This is a genomic window from Tenuifilum sp., from assembly GCF_037481895.1.
Classification (GTDB): Bacteria; Bacteroidota; Bacteroidia; order Bacteroidales; family Tenuifilaceae; genus Tenuifilum; species Tenuifilum osseticum.
Window position 1 is genome coordinate 1 of record NZ_JBBFKU010000043.1, and the last position, 24,009, is coordinate 24,009.

The 24,009-nt window shown below is 42.2% G+C and carries 28 protein-coding genes; 9 read left to right on the plus strand and 19 right to left on the minus strand.

Features of this window, described 5'->3' with window-relative positions; all coding sequences use genetic code 11:
- From WHS63_RS11605 to WHS63_RS11640, 8 genes are all read left to right on the plus strand, one after another.
- On the plus strand, positions 1–540 hold a 540-nt coding region (locus WHS63_RS11605), incomplete at its 5' end, for a hypothetical protein (RefSeq protein ID WP_445205248.1).
- Positions 537–1,445, plus strand: a complete 909-nt coding sequence (locus tag WHS63_RS11610; protein ID WP_445205249.1) for a hypothetical protein — start codon at positions 537–539, stop codon at positions 1,443–1,445. The genes WHS63_RS11605 and WHS63_RS11610, both read left to right, overlap by 4 nt.
- 104 nt (positions 1,446–1,549) lie before the next feature.
- Entirely contained in the window at positions 1,550–2,794 is a 1,245-nt protein-coding gene (locus WHS63_RS11615; protein ID WP_445205250.1) for a sigma-54 interaction domain-containing protein, read from the plus strand.
- A gap of 2 nt (positions 2,795–2,796) precedes the next feature.
- Positions 2,797–3,312, plus strand: coding sequence for an LptE family protein (locus WHS63_RS11620; RefSeq protein ID WP_445205251.1), 516 nt, complete (start codon positions 2,797–2,799; stop codon positions 3,310–3,312).
- Between the two features lie 3 nt (positions 3,313–3,315).
- A complete protein-coding gene (locus WHS63_RS11625) occupies positions 3,316–4,116 on the plus strand; it encodes a hypothetical protein (protein ID WP_445205252.1) in 801 nt (266 codons plus the stop codon).
- Between the two features lie 24 nt (positions 4,117–4,140).
- On the plus strand, positions 4,141–4,470 hold the full coding sequence (secG, locus tag WHS63_RS11630) for a preprotein translocase subunit SecG (RefSeq protein ID WP_445205253.1): 330 nt from the start codon (positions 4,141–4,143) through the stop codon (positions 4,468–4,470).
- Positions 4,471–4,500: 30 nt separating this feature from the next.
- Positions 4,501–4,929, plus strand: coding sequence for a DUF1573 domain-containing protein (locus WHS63_RS11635; RefSeq protein WP_445205254.1), 429 nt, complete (start codon positions 4,501–4,503; stop codon positions 4,927–4,929).
- 6 nt (positions 4,930–4,935) lie between these two features.
- The gene (locus WHS63_RS11640) at positions 4,936–6,135 is read left to right on the plus strand and encodes a pyridoxal phosphate-dependent aminotransferase (RefSeq protein ID WP_445205255.1); all 1,200 of its coding nucleotides are present in this window, start codon (positions 4,936–4,938) and stop codon (positions 6,133–6,135) included.
- 46 nt (positions 6,136–6,181) lie between these two features.
- Here WHS63_RS11640 and ruvC read toward each other — a convergent pair whose 3' ends face one another.
- From ruvC to WHS63_RS11705, 13 genes are all read right to left on the minus strand, one after another.
- A complete protein-coding gene (gene ruvC / locus WHS63_RS11645; RefSeq protein ID WP_369488853.1) occupies positions 6,182–6,736 on the minus strand; it encodes a crossover junction endodeoxyribonuclease RuvC in 555 nt (184 codons plus the stop codon).
- Between the two features lie 124 nt (positions 6,737–6,860).
- A complete protein-coding gene (locus tag WHS63_RS11650; protein ID WP_445205256.1) occupies positions 6,861–8,114 on the minus strand; it encodes a S41 family peptidase in 1,254 nt (417 codons plus the stop codon).
- Positions 8,101–9,012, minus strand: a complete 912-nt coding sequence (locus WHS63_RS11655; RefSeq protein ID WP_445205257.1) for a DMT family transporter — start codon at positions 9,010–9,012, stop codon at positions 8,101–8,103. The genes WHS63_RS11650 and WHS63_RS11655 overlap by 14 nt, the downstream gene beginning before the upstream one ends.
- Positions 9,013–9,025: 13 nt before the next feature.
- Complete coding sequence (locus WHS63_RS11660) at positions 9,026–9,340, minus strand: SUF system Fe-S cluster assembly protein (RefSeq protein ID WP_445205258.1); 315 nt, start codon at positions 9,338–9,340, stop codon at positions 9,026–9,028.
- Positions 9,341–9,389: 49 nt separating this feature from the next.
- Positions 9,390–9,812, minus strand: a complete 423-nt coding sequence (locus WHS63_RS11665; RefSeq protein WP_369488844.1) for a SufE family protein — start codon at positions 9,810–9,812, stop codon at positions 9,390–9,392.
- 97 nt (positions 9,813–9,909) lie between these two features.
- Complete coding sequence (locus WHS63_RS11670) at positions 9,910–10,317, minus strand: SiaC family regulatory phosphoprotein (RefSeq protein ID WP_369488843.1); 408 nt, start codon at positions 10,315–10,317, stop codon at positions 9,910–9,912.
- A 68-nt stretch (positions 10,318–10,385) separates the two neighbouring features.
- Positions 10,386–10,829: a hypothetical protein gene (locus tag WHS63_RS11675; RefSeq protein ID WP_445205259.1), complete on the minus strand. Its 444-nt coding sequence runs from the start codon at positions 10,827–10,829 to the stop codon at positions 10,386–10,388.
- Positions 10,826–11,254: a hypothetical protein gene (locus tag WHS63_RS11680; RefSeq protein ID WP_445205260.1), complete on the minus strand. Its 429-nt coding sequence runs from the start codon at positions 11,252–11,254 to the stop codon at positions 10,826–10,828. The genes WHS63_RS11675 and WHS63_RS11680 overlap by 4 nt, the downstream gene beginning before the upstream one ends.
- Before the next feature lie 79 nt (positions 11,255–11,333).
- Complete coding sequence (locus tag WHS63_RS11685) at positions 11,334–11,882, minus strand: RNA polymerase sigma factor (RefSeq protein WP_369488837.1); 549 nt, start codon at positions 11,880–11,882, stop codon at positions 11,334–11,336.
- Positions 11,883–11,897: 15 nt separating this feature from the next.
- Positions 11,898–12,848, minus strand: a complete 951-nt coding sequence (locus tag WHS63_RS11690; protein ID WP_445205261.1) for a transketolase family protein — start codon at positions 12,846–12,848, stop codon at positions 11,898–11,900.
- Positions 12,849–12,947: 99 nt separating this feature from the next.
- Complete coding sequence (locus tag WHS63_RS11695; protein WP_369488834.1) at positions 12,948–13,349, minus strand: methylglyoxal synthase; 402 nt, start codon at positions 13,347–13,349, stop codon at positions 12,948–12,950.
- 32 nt (positions 13,350–13,381) lie between these two features.
- Positions 13,382–14,227: a transketolase gene (locus WHS63_RS11700; protein ID WP_445205262.1), complete on the minus strand. Its 846-nt coding sequence runs from the start codon at positions 14,225–14,227 to the stop codon at positions 13,382–13,384.
- A 404-nt stretch (positions 14,228–14,631) separates the two neighbouring features.
- A complete protein-coding gene (locus tag WHS63_RS11705; RefSeq protein WP_445205263.1) occupies positions 14,632–15,450 on the minus strand; it encodes a 2,3,4,5-tetrahydropyridine-2,6-dicarboxylate N-succinyltransferase in 819 nt (272 codons plus the stop codon).
- Positions 15,451–15,573: 123 nt separating this feature from the next.
- Between WHS63_RS11705 and WHS63_RS11710 the strand changes: the two genes are divergently transcribed.
- The gene (locus WHS63_RS11710; protein WP_445205264.1) at positions 15,574–16,449 is read left to right on the plus strand and encodes a hypothetical protein; all 876 of its coding nucleotides are present in this window, start codon (positions 15,574–15,576) and stop codon (positions 16,447–16,449) included.
- A gap of 18 nt (positions 16,450–16,467) precedes the next feature.
- Here the strand turns inward: WHS63_RS11710 and WHS63_RS11715 are convergent, their stop codons facing one another.
- From WHS63_RS11715 to WHS63_RS11740, 6 genes are all read right to left on the minus strand, one after another.
- Complete coding sequence (locus WHS63_RS11715; protein WP_445205265.1) at positions 16,468–17,526, minus strand: sensor histidine kinase; 1,059 nt, start codon at positions 17,524–17,526, stop codon at positions 16,468–16,470.
- 5 nt (positions 17,527–17,531) lie between these two features.
- The gene (locus WHS63_RS11720) at positions 17,532–18,155 is read right to left on the minus strand and encodes a riboflavin synthase (protein WP_369488821.1); all 624 of its coding nucleotides are present in this window, start codon (positions 18,153–18,155) and stop codon (positions 17,532–17,534) included.
- A 417-nt stretch (positions 18,156–18,572) separates the two neighbouring features.
- A complete protein-coding gene (gene thiF / locus WHS63_RS11725) occupies positions 18,573–19,160 on the minus strand; it encodes a sulfur carrier protein ThiS adenylyltransferase ThiF (RefSeq protein WP_445205266.1) in 588 nt (195 codons plus the stop codon).
- A 5-nt stretch (positions 19,161–19,165) separates the two neighbouring features.
- Positions 19,166–20,269 (minus strand): methylmalonyl Co-A mutase-associated GTPase MeaB, encoded by a 1,104-nt coding sequence (meaB, locus tag WHS63_RS11730; RefSeq protein WP_445205267.1) that lies wholly within the window; start codon positions 20,267–20,269, stop codon positions 19,166–19,168.
- A gap of 449 nt (positions 20,270–20,718) precedes the next feature.
- Entirely contained in the window at positions 20,719–23,700 is a 2,982-nt protein-coding gene (locus WHS63_RS11735) for a reverse transcriptase domain-containing protein (RefSeq protein ID WP_445205268.1), read from the minus strand.
- Between the two features lie 54 nt (positions 23,701–23,754).
- Positions 23,755–24,009: hypothetical protein (locus tag WHS63_RS11740; protein ID WP_445205269.1), on the minus strand; the 255-nt coding region annotated here is incomplete at its 5' end.

The window sequence follows — 24,009 nt, forward strand, 5'->3', positions numbered from 1 at the left end:
CAGCAGTATATTAAAAACGGCGGGACATATAGCTTTAAGCGTTGGTTGTATTCAGGCGAGGTTTTCAGCTTTGAACATCTGATTTATAGTAAGCTTATTGAGCATTATATTAAGCTATTTGGCAGCAATCAGGTAAAGGTTTTCCTGTATGAAGATTTTAAGATGAACAACAGGAAATTCATGGAAAAATTTTGCCAGGAATTTGGTTTTGTGGTCGATTGGGATAGCATTAGCTACACACCCACCAACAGGGGTTTAAGGCGTTTTTGTATGCCCTTACTTAAGATGGTCAATCATTTTTACAAGAAACCGGTGGGTCGTAAACGATTTATTTGCCACATACCAGGTATGACAACCGTTGGTCGTGGGGTTATAAAGTACCTTAACCCAATGCCCGTTTTCGGACGCTACCTGAACGAGGATGATTTTCTGAGCAAAAAGGATTTGGAGTATATCAAAAATTTTTACAGCCAGCACAATCGTGAGCTTACAAGGTATTTCGATAAACAGGTGCTGGAGAACTTTGACTATTACCTATGAGCGCCTCAATTTTACATATTGGCTACCCTAAAACTGCAACCAAATGGTTCCAGGAGGAATTTTACTCCAAATTAACAGATATTTATTTTGTAAGAAGGGCTGATGTTTTTAAGAGGCTTGTATTTAAAGATATTTTTTCCTTCTCACCTGACCAATTCAAAGGGTGGTTAACTCCTTACGCTGGAAGTAAAAGGGTTGTGATTTGCGATGAGATTCTTGTTGGGGGGTTGGATATCGGTTTTGGGAATGGAGAATTTGCCAAGCTAATGTCGGAACGGCTCCACAAGGTTTTGCCCGACTCGCAGGTGGTTATTTTTATACGAAACCAACATACAGCGCTTGAGTCAGCCTATAGCCATTACATAATGGCCGGGGGTACATACTCTCCTTCACGTTTTTTGGGGATTAAGCCGATGTTCAACAAGCCATTTATGCGCTACCATCTTTTTAACCCAAAACTCTTTGATTATAGTAAGCTGATAGAGTTATACATCACGCTTTTTGGAAAGGAAAAGGTTCATGTTTTTCTCTACGAGGATTTTGCTGAAAACCCCGAGCAGTTCATTGCTCATTTTTGTAGCAATTTGAAGCTTGAGTTACCGGAAAATCTCTCATACAAAAGAGTAAACATGCGTTACTCTTGGCTGGCATTGCAAAAGCAACGTTTCCTTAACCGGTTTACACTTGGCAATACTCCTTTTAAGCAGTATTTTCTTAATGTTCCCTTTTTATACAGGTATTCAAGACAAATAACACTTGCCATTGATAGGCATTTTAGTTTTCCTAGGTTTAAGTTTGATAGAGAGGTTCATATATGGATTGAATCGCGGTTCAGGGAGTCGAACCAATCATTATCCCAATGGGTGGACAGTGAAAAGTTAAGGCATTGGGGCTATCCGCTTTAGTTTATGCCATATTTAGTGAAACCCAACAAACTTTCACATAAAATCTCGCCATTGTGTGGCAGAGCTCATGAAAAATATGTAATTTTGTCAGTTAACAATTAAAAATGGAAGTCCAAAGTATTAAGCAACGGTTTGGAATAATTGGTAACTCGCCAGCTTTGAATAGGGCAATTGATATTGCGCGGCAGGTTGCCCCTACTGACCTATCGGTACTTATTACCGGCGAGAGCGGTACCGGAAAGGAGGTTTTTCCTCAAATCATTCACAGCTACAGCGCTCGCAAGCACGGAGCATACATTGCGGTTAACTGCGGTGCCATTCCCGAGGGTACAATCGATTCGGAGCTATTTGGACACGAAAAAGGTGCTTTTACTGGTGCAACCGATAGCCGAAAGGGTTACTTTGAGGTTGCCGATGGCGGCACCATTTTTCTTGATGAGGTTGGTGAATTGCCCTTATCCACGCAGGTTCGGCTTCTTAGGGTCTTGGAAACAGGCGAGTTCATTCGTGTAGGCTCTTCAAAGGTTCAAAAGACCAACGTGCGTGTGGTTGCCGCAACTAACGTAAATCTTGTTGATGCAATAGCTGAAAACAAGTTCCGCGAGGATTTATACTACCGCTTGAATACGGTGCCCATTTTTATTCCGCCATTACGCGAGAGGCAGGATGATATTCCGTTGCTTTTCCGCAAGTTTGCTACCGATTTTGCTGAAAAGTACCGGATGCCAGCAATTGCACTCGACGATGAGGCTCGCAAGGTTCTAATTTCATACTACTGGCCAGGAAATGTCCGCCAGCTCAAGAATGTAACAGAGCAAATTTCGATAATTGAGCAGAAAAGGGTAATCGATTCCGAAACACTTTTACGTTACCTTCCTGACTATAACGCTTCGCGCCTGCCAACCCTTTACCACAAGAAGGGTGTTGTTGATGAGCAAACCTTTGCCACAGAGCGGGAAATACTTTACAAGATACTTTACGACATGCGCAGCGACATGAATGAGCTAAAGAAGCTTGTTTTCGATCTCATGCGCAATGGCGTGGTTTCCCCTGAGCACGTCCGTTCATCGCCTGTATTTCAGGATTTAGGTGTTACGCATGTTGATCCAATTATCTCATCGGCACCTGCTCGTGGTACGGAAACAAAGTCGTTTGTAAAGGATATAAATGATATTCAGGATACTGAGGAAATTCAGGAGGAAACCCTCTCGTTGGAGGAAAAGGAGAAGGAGTTGATAGTTAAGGCACTTGAAAAGCATAATGGCCGACGAAAATGGGCTGCCATGGAGTTGGGAATTTCAGAACGCACGCTTTACCGAAAAATTAAGGAGTACAATATTAACCTTTGATTATGTCCAGGAAAAAGTTCATTATACCGCTAATTTTAGTATTCACGTTGATCTCGCAGAATAGCTGCAAGGTGAGCTATAGCTTTACTGGGGCATCAATTCCCCCTGAGGCCAAAACATATAGCGTTCAGCTCTTCCAGAATCTTGCAAGCATTGTAAATCCAACCTTGGCCAACTATATTACCGAGGAGTTAAAAAATAGATTTTTAACCCAAACCCGTTTAACACCGGTTGCCGATTTTGGCGATTTTGCCTTTTCCGGCCAGATTGTAACCTATGATGTTTCGCCAATGGCTATTCAGGGCGATGAGATTGCTGCACAAAACCGGCTAACCATTGCTGTTAAGGTGAAATTTGTTAACGCCATTGACCCAAAACAAAGTTTTGACAAAACATTTTCGCAATACGCTGTATTTAGTAGTAGCCAGAATTTCTCCCAGGTGGAGCAGGCGCTGGTTCAGGAGATAGTTGAAAAGCTAATCGATGATATTTTTAATGCAGCGGCATCAAACTGGTAAGCCATGGACAAGCAAAGTTTCTTCAGCCTACTGGAAAAGGGTGGTAAACGGGAACAAATCAACACAAACGAGCTGGTTGAGCTGGTAAACAAGTACCCTTACTTTAACGCTGCGCGTTCAGCATTGCTCCAGCAAATGTTCATTTCCAATGCTGAACATTTCAAAATCGAGTTGCCCAAGCATGCCCTTTTTATCCCTGACCGCCGATATTTTGCAATGCTAATCTCGAATCTTCAAAACCCCAGCACAAACATTCAAGCCGATGATAGTGTTGAAGCAGCTAACGCTAATCCTATTTCAGAGGTAAGGGAAGAGGATAGACCCGCTCCCGAAACTTTGCCAAAAACACCCAAGAAGCGTGGACGGCCGCGTAAGAAAACAGACGACACCAATAGCACCCTTGAGTTACTTGAGAGCGGGGAACAGCCAACAAAAACCATTATTCCTGAAAGTAAACCCTTGCAAACCGATGATACTGACATTCTTGAACTCATTGAAAATGGCAATGGGTCAGGTATTGAGCCAATTGACTTAATTGAGAAGTTTATTGCTGAGCAACCTACAATCCCGCGTCCTGCTACTCCGCAAAGGGGTTCCGACACCGGTGAGGTTGTAGATATCTCTGTAAATTCCGTTATTGAGCCCGACGAACTTGCAACGGAAACACTTGCTGAGATTTATGCCCTCCAGGGGTATATTGATAAAGCTATTTCGGTTTATGAGAAATTACGTTTGAAATATCCAGAAAAAAGTAGTTACTTTGCCGATCAAATTCAAAAGCTTAAAAAGCAACAACAAGGATAGTTAAACTATAAATTACCATAAGCGATGTTTACATTTATAATGACATTTGTAGTGATAGTATCAATTTTACTGATACTTATCGTTTTAGCCCAGAACCCCAAGGGGGGAGGGTTGGCATCAAACTTTGCCGGATCGAATCAGATAATGGGTGTACGCCGCACTGCCGATTTTCTTGAAAAAGCTACTTGGACATTAGCCATTGCACTAGTAGTACTCAGCTTTCTGGCAACCATCACCATGCCAAAGCCTGAGGTTGAACAGAAATCGGCTATTGAGTCCAAGATAAAGGAAACTCAACCCAGCGCTCTGCCAAACTTCCCAATGCCAACTGAGCAAACGGATAGCGTAAAGTAAGTTACGCCTTTTAAAAACATTGCTTTTGCAATGAAAAAAATATTTATTGCAATACTTTTGGGCTCAACCTCATTATGGGGCTGGGCCCAAAATGTTTTGGACAGTGCTGCTGCAAACCCTTCAATCCGGTTTACCACTACTGAAATTGACTACGGATCAATTCCACAGAATTCCAACGGCGAACGCGTATTTGAGTTTACAAACAACGGTTCAAGGCCATTAATACTTACTAATGTGGTAGCGTCATGTGGGTGCACTGCAACTGAGTGGCCCCGGGAGCCCATAAAACCAAATGAAAAGGGTTCAATCACCGTAAAGTACAATACTTCAATTACTGGAACTTTTAGGAAAAGCATCAGGGTGTTTACCAATTCAAGTCCTGAGCCAATCCTACTAATCATAAAGGGTGAAATTAAACCAAGTCATAGCGATAATTATCAAAAGGAAAACCAAAAATAGTTAACCATGCCAAAGATTTCGGAAAAAGGATTAGCCATGCCAGCTTCGCCCATTCGTAAGCTGGTACCCTATGCAGAGGAAGCAAAACGTAAGGGGCGAAAAGTTTACCATCTAAACATCGGCCAACCCGACATACCCACCCCACAGGTAGCGCTCGATGCTGTTAAGAGTACTGATTTGAAGGTTGTTGAGTATAGCCATTCGGCAGGTATTGAAAGCTACAGGAGAGGGCTTGCCAAGTATTATCAAGGCTTAGGTATCGATATCACCCACAACGATATGATTATTACCACTGGGGGGTCGGAGGCCATTACCATTGCCTTTATGACCTGTTTGAATCCGGGTGATGAGGTTATTATACCTGAACCTTTTTACGCCAACTACAACGGATTTGCCGTTCAGGCAGGCGTAGTTGTGAAACCAATTGTTTCCAGGATAGAGAACGATTTTGCACTACCCCCCGTTGAGGAGTTTGAGAAGCTTATTACCCCTAGGACTAAAGGTATTGTAATTTGCAACCCCAATAATCCAACAGGTTACCTCTACTCAAGGGAAGAGCTTGAGCAGCTTGCAACCATTGTAAAGAAACACGACCTTTACCTTTTCTCCGATGAGGTTTACCGTGAATTCTGCTACGATGGCATTACTCATTACTCTGCCATGATGCTTAAGGGGCTTGAGAACAATGTTATCCTAATGGATTCGGTATCAAAGCGCTACAGCATGTGCGGAGTTCGAATAGGGGCACTTATTACCCGCAACAAAGAGGTTATTGCTGCTGCCATGAAGTTTGCTCAGGCACGTCTTTCGCCCCCATCGTTCGGGCAAATTGCTGCCGAAGCAGCACTTAATACTCCTGCTGAGTATTTCAAGGAGGTTTACGATGAGTACATCAAGCGACGCAACTTTATGGTAGAGGCCCTAAACAAGATGGATGGCGTTTACTGTCCAAAGCCTAAAGGTGCTTTCTACACAGTTGTTCGCTTACCAATTGACGATAGCGATAAGTTTGCACAGTGGCTGCTTGAGCATTTTGAGCATAAAAACCAAACGGTAATGCTTGCTCCTGCAACCGGATTTTACTCAACTCCAGGTCTTGGGAAGAACGAGGTGCGTATAGCTTACGTGCTTAATGTTGATGATCTCCGAAATGCCATGGAATGCTTGGAGGTTGCACTAAAGCAATACCCGGGTAGAACCATATAAAATTTTAGTACAGAAAAAAAGACCCCGATTTTTTCGGGGTCTTTTACTATTTATCTTTAACTCGTCCCGGATTTTTTCTAATAAATTCCTCCCAGCTGGAAACCCTGCTTTCGGTTTCGTTCTGTTCACCTTGGAAAAAGTGACAAACCGCGGCTGCTAAACCATCGGTTGCATCAAGGTATTCACTATCAAAAGCCTTTTCGCCAAGTATATTTTTAAGCATAGCCGCCACCTGCTCTTTGGATGCACTACCCACACCCGTAATGGCCATTTTGATTTTACGCGGAGCGTACTCATATATGGGTATTGAGCGTGAAAGAACAGCAGCCATGGCTACTCCCTGTGCACGTCCAAGCTTTAGCATGCTTTGAACATTCTTACCGTAAAAAGGAGCCTCAATGGCTACCTCGTTAGGCTTGTATTCATCAACCAGATGTTGCACCCGTTCATATATTACCTTTAGCTTTGTGTAGTGATCGCGGTATTTTGAAAGTTCAATAACACCTAACACAACCAGTTTAGCATTATTTCGACCGCTACACCGAATTATACCATAACCCAATACATTTGTTCCGGGATCGATACCGAGTATGGTACGCATAATTTAAAGGTTAAAGGTTATGTAATAAAGGCTAAAGGATAAAGGTTAAAGGATAAAGGATAAAGGTTAAAGAAAAAAATCAAAGATATAATTGGATTCCTTCCATACCAATGATTTCAGTTGGTTACCAAGCGCCAATTTCTTCGTATAGTCCCTTCCCTGTTATTGGTTGAGCTGTTACATAACTTTTGGTTACTGCCTTTGTTCCAAGTCCAAGGTAGTTGAGTGCACTATTCAGGCTACTTTCAGTAACCTCTCCAAAGGGTGTAAATATATCATCGGCAGCTTCAACGGTTACGGGAATACCATCGTAGTAATCGCCCTCATTTTTGGAGTTCCTTATGCTGAAACATACCGGAACAATAGCCCAATCGATACTTGGATCGTTAAACTGGAATGTGTACATTCCAACCGGTTTTCCGTGTGTTTTGCTTCCTACCAACACTACATCCATATGGGGTTTTAGCGCATTTATTACCAATTCGCTTGCCGATGCCGTGCTGCTGGTAGTAATGAATACCGCACGTTGAATTTCTATGGAGTACTCATTGGTTGAAAAGTACAGGTAACTATTCTTGTCGGAATGCTTGTTATTATGAATATACTGCCCAAAAACCCTACCAAATGCAATACTACCACCAATAAGATTTCCTAAAAGCTGCGAAACATTTACCTGACCGCCGCCATTATAGCGCAGGTCGCAGATTAGCTCGCTTACGCCGGCATTTTTAAATTTCTGAAATACTGTTCCAAGCTCAGTGGCAGTTTTTTCAATAAACCCTTTCAGAACAAAGTAGCCAACCTTTTTCCCGTTAATGGTGTAAACGCTATCCATCAGCACGGTATTCATTTCAATTTGGGCTTTACTAAATGTATGCTGAGTCGTTTGCCCTGAGGGCGATTTGAACACAAAGGTTTTAGTAACACCAACCTCCGATGGGCCAATTAGTGAAGTGTAGTTATCGGGGGTTGGGGTTTGCCCATCGATACTAACAATTTCCCATCCTCTACCAATACCATTAGCATAAAGTGGCGATGTGTTGAAAACAAATGTAATAATTAGCTTATTGTCAGCTGTAAATGCACTACCAAATCCAAAGCCTATATATGCGGCTTGTTTATAGTAGGCATCAAGTTCCTGCTTAGTGGTAACGTAGCTCCAACGGTCGGGAGGGTTAACCCGGATGGCTTTTACCAGCTCAACGGGGTCAGGATAGCTGTTGGGATCAACATTGGGCAACTGGTCGTACCAGTAGTACCAATCCTTCATGAGGTTGTAAACCTCTTTATTAACATTTACTTTTTGCTCGTCATCCTCGCACGAGGTAAATGCTGCTAATCCTAATAAAAGGAGGATTGCTAGTTTAAATCGGTTCATCTTTAATATCCTTTTTAGAAAAAAGTTGTTGAAATACAATGGCACCAATAATAACTATAAGTCCTACTAGAGTAGTCCATACTATCTTTTCGCGGAGCACCAGGCTCACAAATACTAAAGCAACGAACGGAACAAGATACGAAAAATTGCCTAAACGGGCTGTGTTTGTTGCGCTATTTAATGCTTTTAGCCAAAGCACAAACGTTATGCCCATTTCAAATGCTCCAATGTAAACCGATGCGGCTAAAGCTTTCAGATTAAAAACTGGTAAATCCCTTGTTGCAGCCATGTAAAGCAGGGTGAGAACCGTAGCTAAAGCAAAACTTATAAACAGTTTAACCTCTTCGGGGCGATGCTTATCGTACATGTTGACAATCCAAAAGCTAGCCCAAATTACCGAACTCCCTACTGCCAGTAGAACTCCCAGCGGATTGGATTTTGCAAAAATATTGACATTGCCTTGCGACGATATGAATGCAACGCCAATTAGGCTGAATAGTAATGCAATTATATCAGTAAACCTAAGAGGGTGCTTTAGTAGTAATGCCGCCAAAACAACCAGAACTATTGGCCAAATGTAATTTAGGGGTTGAGCAACCTGAGCTGGTAAAAGGCTGTAGGCCTTAAAAAGCACAAGGTAGTATAGGAAAGGATTTAAAACCGATTCGGCAAGCGAGTAAAGTATCTCCTTTTTGCTGGTGAATTTTAATAGCGGTAGTTTTTTTTGAAATGCTAAAACAACAAACAGTATTATACTGGCCGAAAGCGATGACCAAAAAAGCAGCTGAACCGGTTCAGTATGACTTAACCCGATTTTAAAAGCTGTGGCCGATGTGCCCCAAAAGAGAACTACAAACGATGCCAGAAAGTAAGCACGGCTTTGGCTTTTCTTTTCCATTTTATACCGATGGTTATAGAAAGCCAAGTTCCAGCATAGCTTCGTCGCTCATACGGCTTTTATCCCAGGGAGGGTCAAAGGTTAAGCGTACCTCTACCTCGGTTACCCCATCAATTTTTGAAATCTTTTCCTGAACCTCTTCAACTACCTGATCGGCAAGCGGGCAGTTAGGAGCAGTAAGAGTCATGGTTATGGTAACCTTACGATTATCGTCAACATCAACCTCGTAAATTAACCCTAAATCGTAAATGTTAACCGGTATTTCAGGGTCGTGAATGCCCTTGAGGGTTTTGACAATATCGGTTTGAATTTCGAGTTCGTCGCGCATATCTATTTTTTTATAAGAAACAGCTTTTGTTTCATAAGGTTTAACCGGTTCACTCCGCTTTTGCCTTAAAGGCAAGGGCATACATACGCATTTGCTTTACCATTGCAACAAGTCCGTTGCTACGGGTAGGGGATAGGTTTTCCTTTAAGCCAATTTTGTCGATAAAGTAAAGCTCAGCATTAAGAATCTCATCGGGGGTGCGGCCCGAGAGAACTTTTATTAGCAGCGCAACAATTCCTTTAGTGATTATGGCATCGCTATCGGCAGTAAAGTAGATTTTTCCATCGCGCAGCTCTGCATCGAGCCAAACCTTGCTTTGGCAGCCTTGTATTAGGTACTGTTCTGTCCGCTTGCGCTCATCTATAGGCGGCAAGTCCTTGCCATACTCTATGAGCTGTTGGTAGCGATCCATCCAGTCGTCGAAAACGCTGAATTCCTCAACTATTGCATCCTGAATCTCGTTAATTGACATTTCTATTTTTTTAGCAAATATAAGCAGTTTCCGCATTGGAACGAAAAAAGCAAAGCGATTAAGCTTTGCTGTAACGTATTATACTGAAGCTGATTTCTTAGTTGATTTCAACCAGCTCAATGGGGATTCGGAGTGCCATGCTTAGATCTTTTCCCCATTCCTTCATGTCCAAATCCTCATTCTCGTAGTGGCAAATAACCTTAACGGACATCCCGTTGATGTGAAGCTCCTCAAGGTACTTCAGTAGCTTCCCAAGGTGATGCTCCGAGCATCCGTTTATAAAGGTTAGGTAGAACTCAACGGTTATATTTTGTGGGGTGTAGGTTGTAACGTAGCTCTGTAGCCAACGATGTATTGGTGCAAGAAATGATTGGGGATCGCTAGGGATCAGGTTGCCCACCATCATTATTCGCCCTGAACTCTTTTCACATTTAATTTCAGGTGTTTCAGTTGTTGCCGGAATAAACAAATCAACCAATTCAGTCACTTTCTCCTCGTTTACCATTACCTCAAAAGAATTAACATGTAACCCGACAAATGTAAAAAAAAGTTAAAAACTTATGATGTTTATAGCTATTTTTTTGTTTCCTGAACTTTTTGAAGTAGGTAATTCTTGAACTCGTAGTTGGATTGGTACAGAAGCATAACCTTCTTGGGTGGGAGTATTTGAAGGAGTAGCTTGTTATACTCCGCTATCAGATCCGATTCCCTTTTTTGGGACTCCACATATCTACTGGCATAATCAACAGCTTCCTTATCGGTTATGTTGTTTATGTTTTGGATAAAGTCATCGGCAAGCTTGCGACGGTCGTTAAGTATTTTAATCTTTTTTTCCCAGTACTCATCGTATAAAGGCCAAAACTTTTTGGCTTCATCCTGGGTTAGATCGAGCTTTTTGGTCAAAAAAGCAACCTTTTCGGCCTTAAGGGCTTTCTCGGTATCGTTGGTTTGTGAGTAAGCCTTTGCCCCCAGGGCAATAAATATAAAAACGATTAGTATCCTAAAGAGCTGCCTCATGGTTTAATTTCTTTCTTTTCGTCAATAATTGTTATGCAGTTGCTGCTCCTAACGTATAGCCTGTGGGGAATTTCGTTGTAAACCTCTTTAAGGCTATCGGTTTTCTTTTTCTGTTCAATGGCCTTGTAAAGGTCAATATCGTCGAACTCATAAATGGTTCGGCTTACAATTTCAACGTAATCGGTTTTAACGGTCTTTTTATCAGCCATAAGTGGGCGAGCCATGTAATAACCCAAATAGCTTAGCAAAGCCATGAAAGCAAAACCGGCAGCAAATGCCAGCTGCGATTTAAGGGTTACCCATCGGCCTTTTGGTTCGTGCTGTGTTTCGGTAGCTGCAATGCGCTCCTGTACCCTAAGAGGTAGGTTATCAAAGTAGCCTTCCGGTACCTTAAAGGGTAACTTTTTGTTGAATTTTTCCTCCATGCTTTTCATAATCATTCTCCTTCCAAATGCGCTATTGCTATATCTCTCTAAAACTATGATAGTATGTTTAGGTATAGGTTTAATCCTCCTCTAAAAATTTTTCAATTTTTTTAACAGCATGATGGAACGAAGCCTTAAGCGCACCAACGGAGGTGCCAAGGATTTCAGAGATTTCTTCGTACTTCATCTCCTCAAAATACTTCATATTAAAGACCAAGCGCTGTTTCTCAGGTAGTTTAAGGAGTGCCTTCTGTAACTTAAGTGCTGTGCTGTCGCCATCAATAAAGGGATCGCCCTCAAGGGTTCGAGCAAGCTGTTGTTCCACATCAACAATGGGGAGGAGCAATTTTGTACGTTTCTTCTTCAGAAACGTTAATGCCTCGTTGGTGGCAATTCGGTATAACCAGGTAAAGAGCTGGGAATCTTCCCGAAAGTTCTCCAGCCCGCCCCATACCTTAAGGAAAGTATTTTGAATAACATCGTCGGCATCGTCGTGGCTAATAACAATTTTGCGGACTTGCCAGTATAGTCGTTCCTGATATTTCCTAACCAGCAAGTTAAATGCGTAATGCTTCGTTTCGGGATTCCGAAACATTACGAGTAACTCGCTATCGGTATGGTTATCCATTCGTAAATGGTTATTTTACTTGCGTGCCAATACCTTTTGAGCAGCTTCAACGATATTAGGAGTATCGAGCCCGTATTTCACCAGTAGTTCTTCAGGTTTGCCACTCTCGCCAAAGGTATCGTTAACGGCAACCATTTCAACCGGGGTGGGCATTCTGCGTGCTAAAAGCTGTGCAATGCTATCGCCAAGACCTCCATTCATCATGTGCTCCTCGGCAGTTACCACGCAGCGTGTTTTGGAAACGGATTTCAGAACTGCTTCCTCATCGAGCGGCTTAATGGTGTGGATGTTAATAACCTCGGCTGAGATACCCTTTTGCTCAAGTATATCGGCTGCCTCAAGGGCTTTCCAAACCATATGGCCGGTGGCAAATATGGTAACATGGCTACCCTCAACCAGGAGCTGTGCCTTGCCAATTTCAAACTTTTGGTCGACTGGGGTGAAGTTGGGTACTGCCGGACGCCCAAAGCGAAGGTAAACCGGCCCCACATGGTCAGCAATGGCCAGCGTTGCGGCTTTGGTTTGGTTATAGTCGCAGGGGACGATAACGGTCATATTGGGAAGCATTTTCATCATCCCAATATCCTCCAGCATTTGGTGTGTTGCTCCGTCCTCGCCCAGCGTAAGGCCAGCGTGCGAAGCGCAAATCTTAACGTTTTTGTTGGAGTAGGCTACAACCTGCCGAATTTGATCGTAAACCCTGCCGGTTGCAAAAGCGGCAAAGGTGCCGGCAAATGGAATTTTGCCACCAACGGTTAATCCGGCTGCAAGTCCAATCATGTTGGCCTCAGCAATTCCAACCTGAAAGAAACGATTGGGATTCTCCTTAATAAAATCGTCCATTTTAAGCGATCCAATAAGATCGGCACATAGCGCTACCACGTTGGGGTTAGTGCGTCCCAGCTCATGTAGTCCGGCTCCAAATCCGGAACGGGTGTCCTTATTTCCAGTCGAAGTATATTTCATTATGTATTTTTTGCTTTTGCGTTGTAACTGTAAAAAATGATTAAAAGCCATTACCCTAGTAGGTAGGGTTAACCTGATTCTAGTAAAGTGAAAAGTTCTTTAGTCGATATTTCGTTTCATTCGCTCAATGGATTCCTTACGGATAAGGCCAAGGATAACCAGTTCGGCTGTAGCTTTGTTGGTAGCAAGTGGAATGTTGTTCACATTGCATGCTTCCAGCAAACGGCGGATATCCTCGTGGTGGGGTTGCACCACCTTATGGTCGCGCAAGAATATCACTATATCGATTTCACCTTTACCAATCATTTCCGTAATCTCATTATACCCGCCCGATTTCCCCGGGCTAAGGTGACGGCATTTAATGCCCTGTTCCTCCAGGAACTCAGCAGTTCTACCGGTTGCCAAAAGGTTTACACCCGGTAACCAGTCTTCATGCTCTTTCAGGAACCTGACAAGTTCAGGTTTTTTGGCATCGTGCGCAATGAGGGCAATGTTCTGCATAGCTTTGCTTTTTTATTTTTTATGACTAAAGCCTAAAAATCGCCAATTGTTTCAGGGAGTTGTGCCATAGCACGGGCAAACTCTTCGTCGTTGGGGGCTTTGCCATGCCATTTGTGCGTTCCCATCATAAAATCAACCCCCATACCCATTTCGGTTCGCATCAGTATGACAATGGGCTTACCTTGGCCAGATTTGCTCTTAGCAAGAGCAAAGGTGGAAAGGAGTTTCTCCATGTCGTTGCCATTGGTTTCCAGCACCTCCCAGCCAAACGATTCCCATTTAGCCTTTAGGTTGCCAAGGGTAACCACCTCATCAACCGGGCCGTCAATTTGTTTTCCGTTGTAGTCAACAGTAGCAATAAGGTTATCAATCTTTTTGGCAGCGGCAAAAAGGGCTGCTTCCCATATCTGACCCTCCTGCAGCTCGCCATCGCCGTGCAGGGTGTAAACCAGATTTTTATCGCCATTAAGCTTTTTTGCCAGAGCAGCACCACATGCAACCGAAAGGCCTTGCCCCAACGATCCCGAAGCCACGCGAATTCCAGGTAAGTGTTCAGCAGTGGTGGGGTGGCCCTGTAAACGTGAGTTGATTAATCGGAATGTTGATAGCTCTGCAACCTCAAAAAATCCACGGCGGGCAAGCACGCTGTACCACGCAGCCGATAGGTGGCCATTCGACAAAAAGAAAACATCCTCACCAGTACCATCCATGGTAAAGTTTTTTGGATCGATGTTCATCACCTCAAAGTAGAGTGCGGTAAAGAAATCGGCGCAGCCAAGCGAACCTCCGGGGTGACCGCTTGCAGGTTTATGAACCATACGGATTACATCGCGGCGAACCTGTGCCGCCATTTTCTTAAGAAAATCAATATCTGCCATCAAAACTGTATTTACATGATAATTAACCGACAAAGGTAATACTTTTCTTCACTTAAAAGATACTGCTTTCAGGTAAGGTGCAATTAGAATGATTAAGATTTGTTAAACTAAGATTGGACAATGGAGAAACAGAGAACATTTAAACAACTTGTTTCTATTGACTATTTCCCTCAAAATATTTCAGCCTCCCCATTTTTATTAACCCGGTTGAACTTGATAATCCATGGCAATTCGTTTTAACAGTTCACTTTTCACTACTCCTCTAACTTCCTCTAACTCCATCACATTCTGTCTATTCCGACTCATTCCGACTTTTTCCGACTCATTCCCTTTCAAGACAGACGTTTAACGGTTCACGGTTCACGGTTCACGGTCTCAATTCCTCACAATTCATGGCACTGAGGTTAAACACTCACCCCAAAATCCCTGAGGGCATTATTGAGCGAGGTTTTTAGGTCAGTAGATTCCTTGCGTTTACCAATAATTAATGCGCACGAAACCTGATAATCGCCGGCGGGGAATTTCTTTGTGTACGATCCCGGTATAACCACTGAGCGTTCCGGAACATATCCGCGGTATTCAACAGGCTCAGGGCCCGACACATCAATAATTTTTGTTGATTGAGTTATCACAACGTTGGCGCCAAGTACAGCTTCCCGGCCAATGTGAACCCCCTCAACTATGATACAACGCGAACCAATAAAGCAGCCATCCTCAACTATTACCGGTGCAGCCTGAACGGGTTCAAGAACCCCGCCAATTCCAACGCCACCGCTAAGGTGGACACCTTTCCCAATTTGTGCGCATGAGCCCACGGTGGCCCATGTATCCACCATGGTTCCTTCATCAACATATGCCCCAATGTTAACATACGAGGGCATCAGCACCACACCCTTGGCAAGGTAACTGCCATAGCGGGCTACGGCATGCGGCACCGCGCGTACACCAATCGCACTAAAATCCCGTTTAAGGGGTATTTTATCGTAGAATTGCAGAATCCCTGCCTCCATAACCTCAAGCTTCCGTACGGGAAAGTACATCAGTACCGCTTTCTTGACCCATTCATTTACCTGCCAACCCTTTTCAATGGGTTGTGCTACACGGATTTGCCCCTTATCGAGTAAGTCAATAACTGCCTCGATACCCTGAATGTACTCTTTTTGGTTAAGAAGTTCCCTGTTATCCCAGGCTTGCTCAACAAGTTGTCTTAAATCTTCATGCATCTACTCAAACATTTTTGCAAATGTAACAAATAGGTAGTTTACTGCTTATACTTTTCAAATCAGTTTTAGCGTAAAACCTTTCAGGGAAAATTTCGTTAAATTGCAACATAAAAACTGATTGCTATGAGGCTAAAAGTTACCCCTTTTGTTGTTCTGTTACTGATGCTTTGCCTTGTGAATGCCGAGGCTCAAAACCGTCCACCACAGAATGTAAGGCGTGTGATAGTAACCAGCCGCTATGAGATAAAGGACGGAAAACGAACAATTAATAGCCGGGCCATTAAGCAGGAGATTAAGGATTCGCTCGATAGAGTCCATACAATTCTTTTCCGCGATTATGAAACCCAGGGGGTGTATCGCTACATTTGGCACACCTATGAGGGGAAGCAAATTGTTAGAACCGATGAATTTGCTAGCGAAAAGCTTTTCAGGTACAGCCTTTTCACCTATACACCCGATTCGCTCATAGCAACCCAAAAGGTTTACCTGGTAAACCCTGGCGATACCGTTCATTACGTTACACTTAGCTTTAAGTACCAAGACAGGCTACCTATTCAGGTTGATGCCCACAACAGCAAGGGGAAGCGGGTTTACCGAACCAAGTCGGTTTATGACAACTACGGAACCGAAATACTACGTCAGGTTAAAATATCAAAGGGCTATATTCCGGTTGACTCCATAGTGAATTTAAGTTGTAAACCCACCTACGACACCTTGGGCAGGAAGGTGGCTGAAACTATTACAAAAACCTTTGCCGACGGCCGTAAGGAAGCTAAAAGTTTTAAATACGAGTATAATAAGAAAAATCTGCGCTCAGCGGTGGAAGAGTTCGATTCTGCAGGGAAACTACTAAGCCGAACAACCCTTGAGTACAACGATAAGGGCATGCTTAAGTTTATATCGGTTTTTAACTCAGAGGGTCAACTAATCGACTATCAGGCTTTGCGATACGAGCTTTACCCCTCGCTCGATAGGCGGAAACAAATCATTGAGTACTAAAACGTAACTTGGTACTGCCTATTTTTTAGGTTTATCGAGCGTAAAGCTAAAGGTTGTTCCCTGGTTTAGGCTACTGCGCACACCAATAACCTGCTTGTGCCCTTCAATGATATGCTTTACAATGGCAAGGCCAAGTCCGGTTCCACCCTGGTCGCGCGAACGGCTTTTATCAACCCTGTAAAAGCGTTCAAATATTCGGGGTAAATCCTTCTGGTCAATCCCAATACCATTATCGTTTACTTCAACCTGTACCCTTGTTCCAATATCGGAAACCGATACAGTGGTTACCCCGTTCTCCTTTCCATAGAAAATGGAGTTGATAATAAGATTATAAAGTACCTGCGAGATTCTTTTTTTATCGGCATAAACCCATATAGGTTTGCTGTATTCTTTATCGAGCTCAAGGGTAATTGATTTATGTTTTGCCCGTTGCTCTAAAGCCTCAAATGTTTCCTCAAACAGGCTAATAATGTTAAAGCGTTCCAGGTTGAGCTGCAGCTCACCGGCCTCAAGCTTTGTGATTAGCTCCAGATCCTCAACAATACCAATTAGGCGGTTTATACTTTTCTCGGTACGTTCCAGGTAACGCCGATTAATACTTGGGTCTTCCAGTCCGCCATCAAGTAGGGTGAGCACATATCCCTGAATATTAAAAATAGGCGTTTTAAGCTCGTGCGATACGTTTCCCAGAAACTCCTTACGGTAACGCTCCATCTGCTTTAACCGGTCTATTTCATCAGTTTTTGCTTCGGCCCATACCCTTAAGTCGTATTCGAGCCGCTGCAGCAGGTTGTTCTGGTCAAGCTCGTCAACAAGGTCGGCGTTGGCCTTATCAATGCTGTATAAAGCCTTGTATAGGGGCTTAATCCTTTTTGACACAAATAGGTTGACCAGTAAAAGGCTACTCAGAAAGGTTATTGTAAAAACAGAAAGCGTAAAGGCAACAAGCTTAAGCAGCTGTTGCCCCTGCGTAAAGTTGACAATAAACAGAAAACATACTGAAGCCAGTACGCTAACTATAGATGCAATAGTTAACGAGAGGGAACGTGGCGATTCAAAGATTTTTTTTACCGTCATTTGTTTTACTTGCCGGTAAGCCTGTTAAGCTGGCCCGATTCCAGGTACTGCTTAAGTATTTTGGTGATGTATTTACCAACAATATCGAACTCCAGGTTTACAACGGTTCCTTTCTTAATTTCATGAAAGTTGGTATGCTCGTATGTATAGGGGATTATAGCCACCTGAAACGAGTTCTCACGGGAGTTAACCACCGTTAAGCTTACGCCGTTTACGGCAATTGAACCCTTTTCAACGGTAATATTCCCCTTGGAGGGGTCGTACTCAAAGGTGTAGTACCAGCTACCATCGGCTTCCTGAACATCGGTGCAAACGGCAGTTTGGTCAACATGACCTTGTACCATATGCCCATCGAGCAGGCTATCGATTTTCATGCTGCGTTCCACGTTAACCTTATCGCCTACCTTGAGTTGCCCCAGGTTCGATTTCTCAAGGGTTTCCTTAATGGCGGTAACAGTGTAAGTAGCGTTGTCCTTTTTCACTACAGTTAAACAAACGCCGTTGTGCGAAACGCTCTGGTCAATCTTTAAATCATTTACAAACGAGCAGGTTAGGGTGATATGTAGGTTCTCCTTTTCCCGCTCCAGTGCAACAACTTTTGCCGGTTCCTCAACTATTCCTGAAAACATAAAGTTTGATTTTTTATTTTGATGCAAAGATAAGGTATAAATTGATTTTGCCCACCTCAAATGGTGTGGTGTTATTAGGGCAAGGTTGCACTTAAAAAGATATTGACAAGTCGGGATTGCCTCGATAAATCAATACAAACAAGTTGTTTTAAATACTTTTCGGGTTTCGATTGACTAATATTCTCTAAAAATATTGCCTCCCCATTTTGGTTTAACCTACTCTAATTCTCTTCCATTCTACAATTTCTACTCATTCAAGTCCTTTCCGCCCCATTATCGTTGGGTTTAACTGTTCACCTTGCCTCTAACTTCCTTTAACTTCCTCATATTTTGTCTATTCCGAATTATTCCGAATTATTCCGACTCATTCTTCCGATAATTCACCCAGCTGAATTTGTTAGTTCATGGAACTTCGGTTTACCTGCCATTACCCAGTAAAATTTCCAGAGCCACGTTGGCCTGCATGGCAGCACAGATACCCACCCTGGGCGATAGGGGAGGTAGCTCATCGGCAATCTCCGATACTCCATCGCCGCAGATGTAAAGGTTACCAAACCGGTTAACCCGCATTTCGTTCGATTTACCCCAACCGGCCATACCATTGCCCATTACCAGGGGAATGTTGGGGTATTCGGTTTGGAAAACCTCGGCAATTAACTCTTTCATTTCGGCCCTGTCAAAGGCCTCAACCATAATATCAGCATCACTAAAAATTTCCTTGATGCTTAGGGCATCGAGCTTAATATTGTGTATTACTATGTTAAGTTCCGGGTTTATGGCTAAAAGGTTTGTTTTTAGCGCCTCAACCTTTTTGGCGCCAAGCTGGTGTCTGAAGTAGAACTGCCTGTTCAGGTTGCTTTCCTGAACCACATCAAAGTCGGCAACTATCAGCTTTCCAATGCCAACCCGCGTGAGGTGCATGGCTACATTACTGCCAAGTCCACCTGCACCGGCAATGCCAACTGTGTAGTGCTTTAAGCGTTTTTTTATCTCATCAAAGGTCATACATTCTACTTATTGCCATTCTGTTCAAAATACACGTCGATTAGTTTTTGTGCGGCCGCAAATGAGCTAAGCTTGTTATGAGTAACCTCGTGCTCAATCCATTTAATCATGGTACTGACCTGTGTGCTGTGGTAAAAACGGTTTTTCAGCTCCTCGTTTATGGTTTCGTACATCCAGTACTTTGCCTGCTGGCTTCGCCTGTGGCTAAAGTAGCCATTTGCCTTGGTAAATGCCATGTACTGGTTTATGGAATTCCAAATCTCCAATATACCTGTTTTGTTAACCGATGAGCATGTAACCGCTTGGGGTACCCACCCCGATTCCGTGGCAGGGAAAAGGTGTAAGGCGTTCTGGTACTCGGCCTGAGCAAGCTTTGCCTTTTGGATGTTGCTTCCATCGGCTTTGGTAATGGCAATCATATCGGCCATTTCCATTATGCCGCGCTTAATTCCCTGGAGTTCATCGCCCGCGCCGGCGAGCATAAGCAGCAGGAAGAAATCGACCATGGAATGAACCGCCACCTCGCTTTGCCCAACACCAACCGTTTCAATAAATATAGTATCGAAACCGGCAGCTTCGCAAAGAATAATGGTCTCGCGCGTTTTGCGGGCAACCCCACCCAGCGAACCCGCCGAGGGCGAAGGCCTGATGAATGCGTTGGGATCGGCGCTAAGGGTTTCCATGCGGGTTTTATCGCCAAGTATGCTTCCCTTGCTCCGCTCGCTGCTTGGGTCAACGGCCAGCACGGCCAGCTTGTGTCCCTGAGCGGTTATGGTGCTTCCCAGCGCCTCAATGAAAGTGCTTTTACCAACTCCGGGAACACCGGTTATACCAATCCTAACCGAACGGCCCGAAAGGGGGAGGCATTGCTCAACCAGCTCCCTTGCCAGCTCCTGATGCTGCGGAAGCGAACTCTCAATAAGGGTGATTGCCTGGCTGAGTATGGGAATATTGCCATTCTTTATACCATCCATATACTCCTCAGCGCTCAGCAGCTTTCGCTTTTTAGCCTTGAAACGCCTTATGGCATCCTCATTCACCATGGGTGGCTGTTCAATGCCCGGATTTACTATAAGTGCGCTTTTCTCCTCTTTCTTTTTCTGTTCCATTTCGTATCGCTTGGATACGCGAATTTATTCATTCTATTCTGTAAAACCTAATTGGCTGGATGGGTTTACTTTAAATGAGGCACAATTTCTTCTTGCTAACCAACCTCCCTGGTTCTTCAAGCTTACACTTCAATGCGTTGAAGGTAGTTGATATTTGTTTGTTGATAGTTGACTGTAAAAATGATGGGATTAAGTAAATTCCATACTTTGTCATGATGAGTACCCTGAATAAAAATAACAAATGATAGAATGCAGTGTAGGGTGTGTAGTGAACAGAGGTGTTAGGTTAATTTAAATAAAAAGTATAACGTTTTCGGGCTTTGCGATTGGGTGGGTTTCGGAGCACAAAACTGTCAACCAGTACTACACTTGAACAGAAGCACAAAGCTCCAAGTTTGCACGTCACCCCGCCTGACGCAAAACCCTTGATGGTGGCTGTGCTTTCTCTTTTATTTGCCCCTGTCATATACTTTGTCGTGATTAAAGTCTGGTGGCGTTGTCTTGTATTCTTTGTTACTTAGTTGATATGGTAATCTTTGAACTTGAAATGCTCGTAGTGCACCAATGTCAAGTTTGTATTTTAGTATTACATTGTTTTCGCCTCCTTTTACACGAACAGGGTTCATTTGTTGGGTTTCTTTAGGTTCAACAACTCTTGAATCGCCAAATTCAGAAGTGTTAGCCTGAACGAAAAAACAATGTAAATCTCTACAAGTCGCCTCGGCAATATTGCTAAAATAGTTTGTATCGCGATTATATTCTATTGCAAAAAGAATGTCTAATTCTGAACGGAAAATACTTCGATGAACGACATCAGCAAGTTCGTAACAGTTGTATATTGTAAACTGAATACCTCTCCACTTGATTAAATGATAAAAACTAGTTGTCGGTTGAGGAATGTCTTTGCCAATTTTCTTAATTTCAATCTCCTCTTTGGGCGAATAGTGATTTTTCAAGCGTGGAAGAATTAAGACTTCTTTCATTTTGCCAACTTCCAATGGCAACAAAGCAATTGAAAAATTAAAGCAATAATTCCTTACTGTAAAATGTTCTAATCCAAAAACAAACGCTCTCGATTTTCTTCGTGCTTCGTCCGCATAAGCATATAGCCATTCTAAAGGGACTTTGGTTTCGGGCAAAATTAAAAGGTCAACTTTTTCTTGTGCGGCTAAATTAAGGTGCTTTATATGTTTTCTTCTTTTCTCCGCACTTATTATGGATTTTTTAGAAATAGCAGCTTTTAAATCTTTATCATCTAATCTCATGTTAGATAATCCGAGTGTCAAACCAATATCATTTGTTTCTGATTTTATAGTTAAACGATCCGTGTCTATTTTAGGAACTAGTGTGTTGTCCCTGTATGTTTTAAAGTGTTCAGATTTTATTGTTTTGGAAAGTTTTCTATTGTTTAATGATTCAAAAAGTTCGAGACAGTTTTTAATATAAGAATCAGTATACTTAATTTTATTATCTGCAGTTTTTTCAGCATTTCTAAATAACATTTTTTCTTTGTCATTTGCATTCCAATATTTTAGTTCGTGTAGGAAAAAATACATGCAAATTTCTTGCAGATAGAACCAACGTGGAATACGCCAATTTTCAGAAAGTAATTTCTCGTTTTTATCAAGGTTTGAATCTTGAGTCAATAATTTTTCAAGCAATCCGTCTGACAAAAGACTTTCATCTGTATTTGTGTAATACTCTGTAATTACTAAAGATGGTAAGGGTAAATAATGATGTCGGGTTAGTAAAGAGTAACGTAAACTAACAATACCCTTTTTTATTTTTTGAGATTTTTTATTGAACCCATCATCAGTTTTTGCAAGCCAATCAAACAAAGAAGGATTTAGTGAAAAAGCCATTTGAATACTGACATCTAAATGATTGGATAATGTTTCAAATAACTTTTCTTGGTTGTCTTCTGATTTGATTTGTAATAGTGCTTTTTCAATGTCTTTATGAAGTTTCTTAATCGCTTTTATGTCATTAGTAACAACTAAGTAGGAAAAAACTTTTTCCCACAAATTGTATAGTGCAAGAATTGAAACGCCCTTGAAAAACCGAAAAACCTCTTTCGTGATTTTGTCATCAGGCGAACCGCTGTGAAGAATTGCAAGTTTGATTCTTTTTGCTAGAAATACAGAAGCACCATATTTACTTGCTTTAACGTCTGAAACACTTCTAAACTTGTTTATTGTGTCTTCATAATGCATATCGTAGGCTTCATCGTCCAAACTTTGAGTCATTGCCTCCTCGTCTGGTAGAAACCAAAAAGCACTACTGTTTTCTTCCAATGTTTTTTGGAATTTGTTCAGCATTGCGTGTGGCCAATCTGGCGAGAAGTAGAACAGTTTTAGTTTTGTAGTTTGAATTTCTAACCCCAAATACTTAGTTTCATCTTGAAATTTTAGTGTGTCAAGATTTTCACTAGCGTATAATGGTGTTTTGTTAGGGAAGAATCGGTCTGCTAACCATTTGACGGTTTTCTTCGTAATATAGTCTTCTCCATTGTTTTCAGATAGTTGTTCGTGTGGTGGCTTCACATTACTCACAACAATAAAAATATCATCTACATAACGTCCGTAATAAACAGGTGCGGTGCGGTCTTTTATTTCTTTGTCAAAGTCACTTAACAACCAATTTGCGATTACACCTGATGAAACTAAACCAATAGGCAGAAGTGGACGTTCTGAATTTACTCTTTCGGTAAGTTGTAATTTTTTTGTGTGAAATACGCATATTTTTTCAATTAGGTCAGTTAAAGAATTTTGGTTTTCAACCTGCAAGTCCCTTTTTAGTAAGTTAAAATCAATGTGAGTAGAATGGAAAAAGTTTTTAATGTCAAGACTAATTAGTAAAACGTCATTACCTTCCTCAATTTGATTTTTTGCAGCCTTAATTCCTTTATCACGCCACTCCTGATATTTTTCAAAATACTTTGTGAACAATAATTTCTCTGCACCTAATTTATTTTCTTCGGGGTGCATTGGTAAATGGTAGCCATAGCTATCAAAACCAATTTTTTTATGCAAATTAATTCCTTCTTCTAAAATCCATAGTGTCGCTATAAGATGTAACTCTATGGGTCCGTGAAAAAGTTTTGTCGTTGATTCTACTTTGTAATCTTCAACGTGTTGATTGCTGATTAAAATACTGTTCTTTTTTTGAGAGTAACCTGAGTTGGAAAAATGTTTTGGTAGAACAATAAAATCACTTTGATTTATCAGTGCTGTAAGTCTCTTATTTAATTTACCTGTGCTTAAAAATGAATTTAAGTCACTTGCTAAAATAGAAAGTTTACTGTCAAGTCCATCTTCTTTTTCATATTCGGCTAACTGCGAGCGTAAAGAAAGATTGAAATTGTCGTAGTAAACGTATGCCTTAAATCGACTATACGACTCTTTTATTTTGTCTAAGGTTATTTCTGTCATTTGCTAAGATTCTCTTTATTTATTGTGATTTCGTTTTTTGCAGTTTGTCCGTCCTTAGCACTGCCACCAACGGTTTCGGGCTTTGCGTTCGGGCGGGTTTCGGAGCACAAAACTGTCAACCAGCACTGAACTTAAATAGAAGTACAATGCTCCAAGTTTGCACGTCAGCCCGCCTGACGCAAAACCCGTGTTGGTGGCAGTTGTGTGTCCTGAGTTACCACAGGGTACTAAGATACAAAAGTTCTTTGAGATGGTAACAACAACTTTATCAGAGATGATAGACCCTGGATGTAAGGGCATAGGATAATT

What these genes read in the sequence shown, in the direction of transcription:
- WHS63_RS11710 (WP_445205264.1), top strand. Translation starts at nt 15,574, where the DNA reads ATGAGGCTAAAAGTTACCCCTTTTGTTGTTCTGTTACTGATGCTTTGC.
- WHS63_RS11690 (WP_445205261.1), bottom strand. Translation starts at nt 12,848, where the DNA reads ATGAAATATACTTCGACTGGAAATAAGGACACCCGTTCCGGATTTGGA.
- WHS63_RS11640 (WP_445205255.1), top strand. Translation starts at nt 4,936, where the DNA reads ATGCCAAAGATTTCGGAAAAAGGATTAGCCATGCCAGCTTCGCCCATT.
- WHS63_RS11715 (WP_445205265.1), bottom strand. Translation starts at nt 17,526, where the DNA reads ATGACGGTAAAAAAAATCTTTGAATCGCCACGTTCCCTCTCGTTAACT.
- WHS63_RS11735 (WP_445205268.1), bottom strand. Translation starts at nt 23,700, where the DNA reads ATGACAGAAATAACCTTAGACAAAATAAAAGAGTCGTATAGTCGATTT.
- WHS63_RS11660 (WP_445205258.1), bottom strand. Translation starts at nt 9,340, where the DNA reads ATGCGCGACGAACTCGAAATTCAAACCGATATTGTCAAAACCCTCAAG.
- thiF (WP_445205266.1), bottom strand. Translation starts at nt 19,160, where the DNA reads ATGACCTTTGATGAGATAAAAAAACGCTTAAAGCACTACACAGTTGGC.
- WHS63_RS11695 (WP_369488834.1), bottom strand. Translation starts at nt 13,349, where the DNA reads ATGCAGAACATTGCCCTCATTGCGCACGATGCCAAAAAACCTGAACTT.
- secG (WP_445205253.1), top strand. Translation starts at nt 4,141, where the DNA reads ATGTTTACATTTATAATGACATTTGTAGTGATAGTATCAATTTTACTG.
- WHS63_RS11635 (WP_445205254.1), top strand. Translation starts at nt 4,501, where the DNA reads ATGAAAAAAATATTTATTGCAATACTTTTGGGCTCAACCTCATTATGG.
- ruvC (WP_369488853.1), bottom strand. Translation starts at nt 6,736, where the DNA reads ATGCGTACCATACTCGGTATCGATCCCGGAACAAATGTATTGGGTTAT.
- WHS63_RS11655 (WP_445205257.1), bottom strand. Translation starts at nt 9,012, where the DNA reads ATGGAAAAGAAAAGCCAAAGCCGTGCTTACTTTCTGGCATCGTTTGTA.
- WHS63_RS11610 (WP_445205249.1), top strand. Translation starts at nt 537, where the DNA reads ATGAGCGCCTCAATTTTACATATTGGCTACCCTAAAACTGCAACCAAA.
- WHS63_RS11700 (WP_445205262.1), bottom strand. Translation starts at nt 14,227, where the DNA reads ATGGCAGATATTGATTTTCTTAAGAAAATGGCGGCACAGGTTCGCCGC.
- meaB (WP_445205267.1), bottom strand. Translation starts at nt 20,269, where the DNA reads ATGGAACAGAAAAAGAAAGAGGAGAAAAGCGCACTTATAGTAAATCCG.
- WHS63_RS11675 (WP_445205259.1), bottom strand. Translation starts at nt 10,829, where the DNA reads ATGAGGCAGCTCTTTAGGATACTAATCGTTTTTATATTTATTGCCCTG.
- WHS63_RS11685 (WP_369488837.1), bottom strand. Translation starts at nt 11,882, where the DNA reads ATGGATAACCATACCGATAGCGAGTTACTCGTAATGTTTCGGAATCCC.
- WHS63_RS11665 (WP_369488844.1), bottom strand. Translation starts at nt 9,812, where the DNA reads ATGTCAATTAACGAGATTCAGGATGCAATAGTTGAGGAATTCAGCGTT.
- WHS63_RS11680 (WP_445205260.1), bottom strand. Translation starts at nt 11,254, where the DNA reads ATGGAGGAAAAATTCAACAAAAAGTTACCCTTTAAGGTACCGGAAGGC.
- WHS63_RS11720 (WP_369488821.1), bottom strand. Translation starts at nt 18,155, where the DNA reads ATGTTTTCAGGAATAGTTGAGGAACCGGCAAAAGTTGTTGCACTGGAG.
- WHS63_RS11670 (WP_369488843.1), bottom strand. Translation starts at nt 10,317, where the DNA reads ATGGTAAACGAGGAGAAAGTGACTGAATTGGTTGATTTGTTTATTCCG.
- WHS63_RS11705 (WP_445205263.1), bottom strand. Translation starts at nt 15,450, where the DNA reads ATGCATGAAGATTTAAGACAACTTGTTGAGCAAGCCTGGGATAACAGG.
- WHS63_RS11620 (WP_445205251.1), top strand. Translation starts at nt 2,797, where the DNA reads ATGTCCAGGAAAAAGTTCATTATACCGCTAATTTTAGTATTCACGTTG.
- WHS63_RS11650 (WP_445205256.1), bottom strand. Translation starts at nt 8,114, where the DNA reads ATGAACCGATTTAAACTAGCAATCCTCCTTTTATTAGGATTAGCAGCA.
- WHS63_RS11615 (WP_445205250.1), top strand. Translation starts at nt 1,550, where the DNA reads ATGGAAGTCCAAAGTATTAAGCAACGGTTTGGAATAATTGGTAACTCG.
- WHS63_RS11625 (WP_445205252.1), top strand. Translation starts at nt 3,316, where the DNA reads ATGGACAAGCAAAGTTTCTTCAGCCTACTGGAAAAGGGTGGTAAACGG.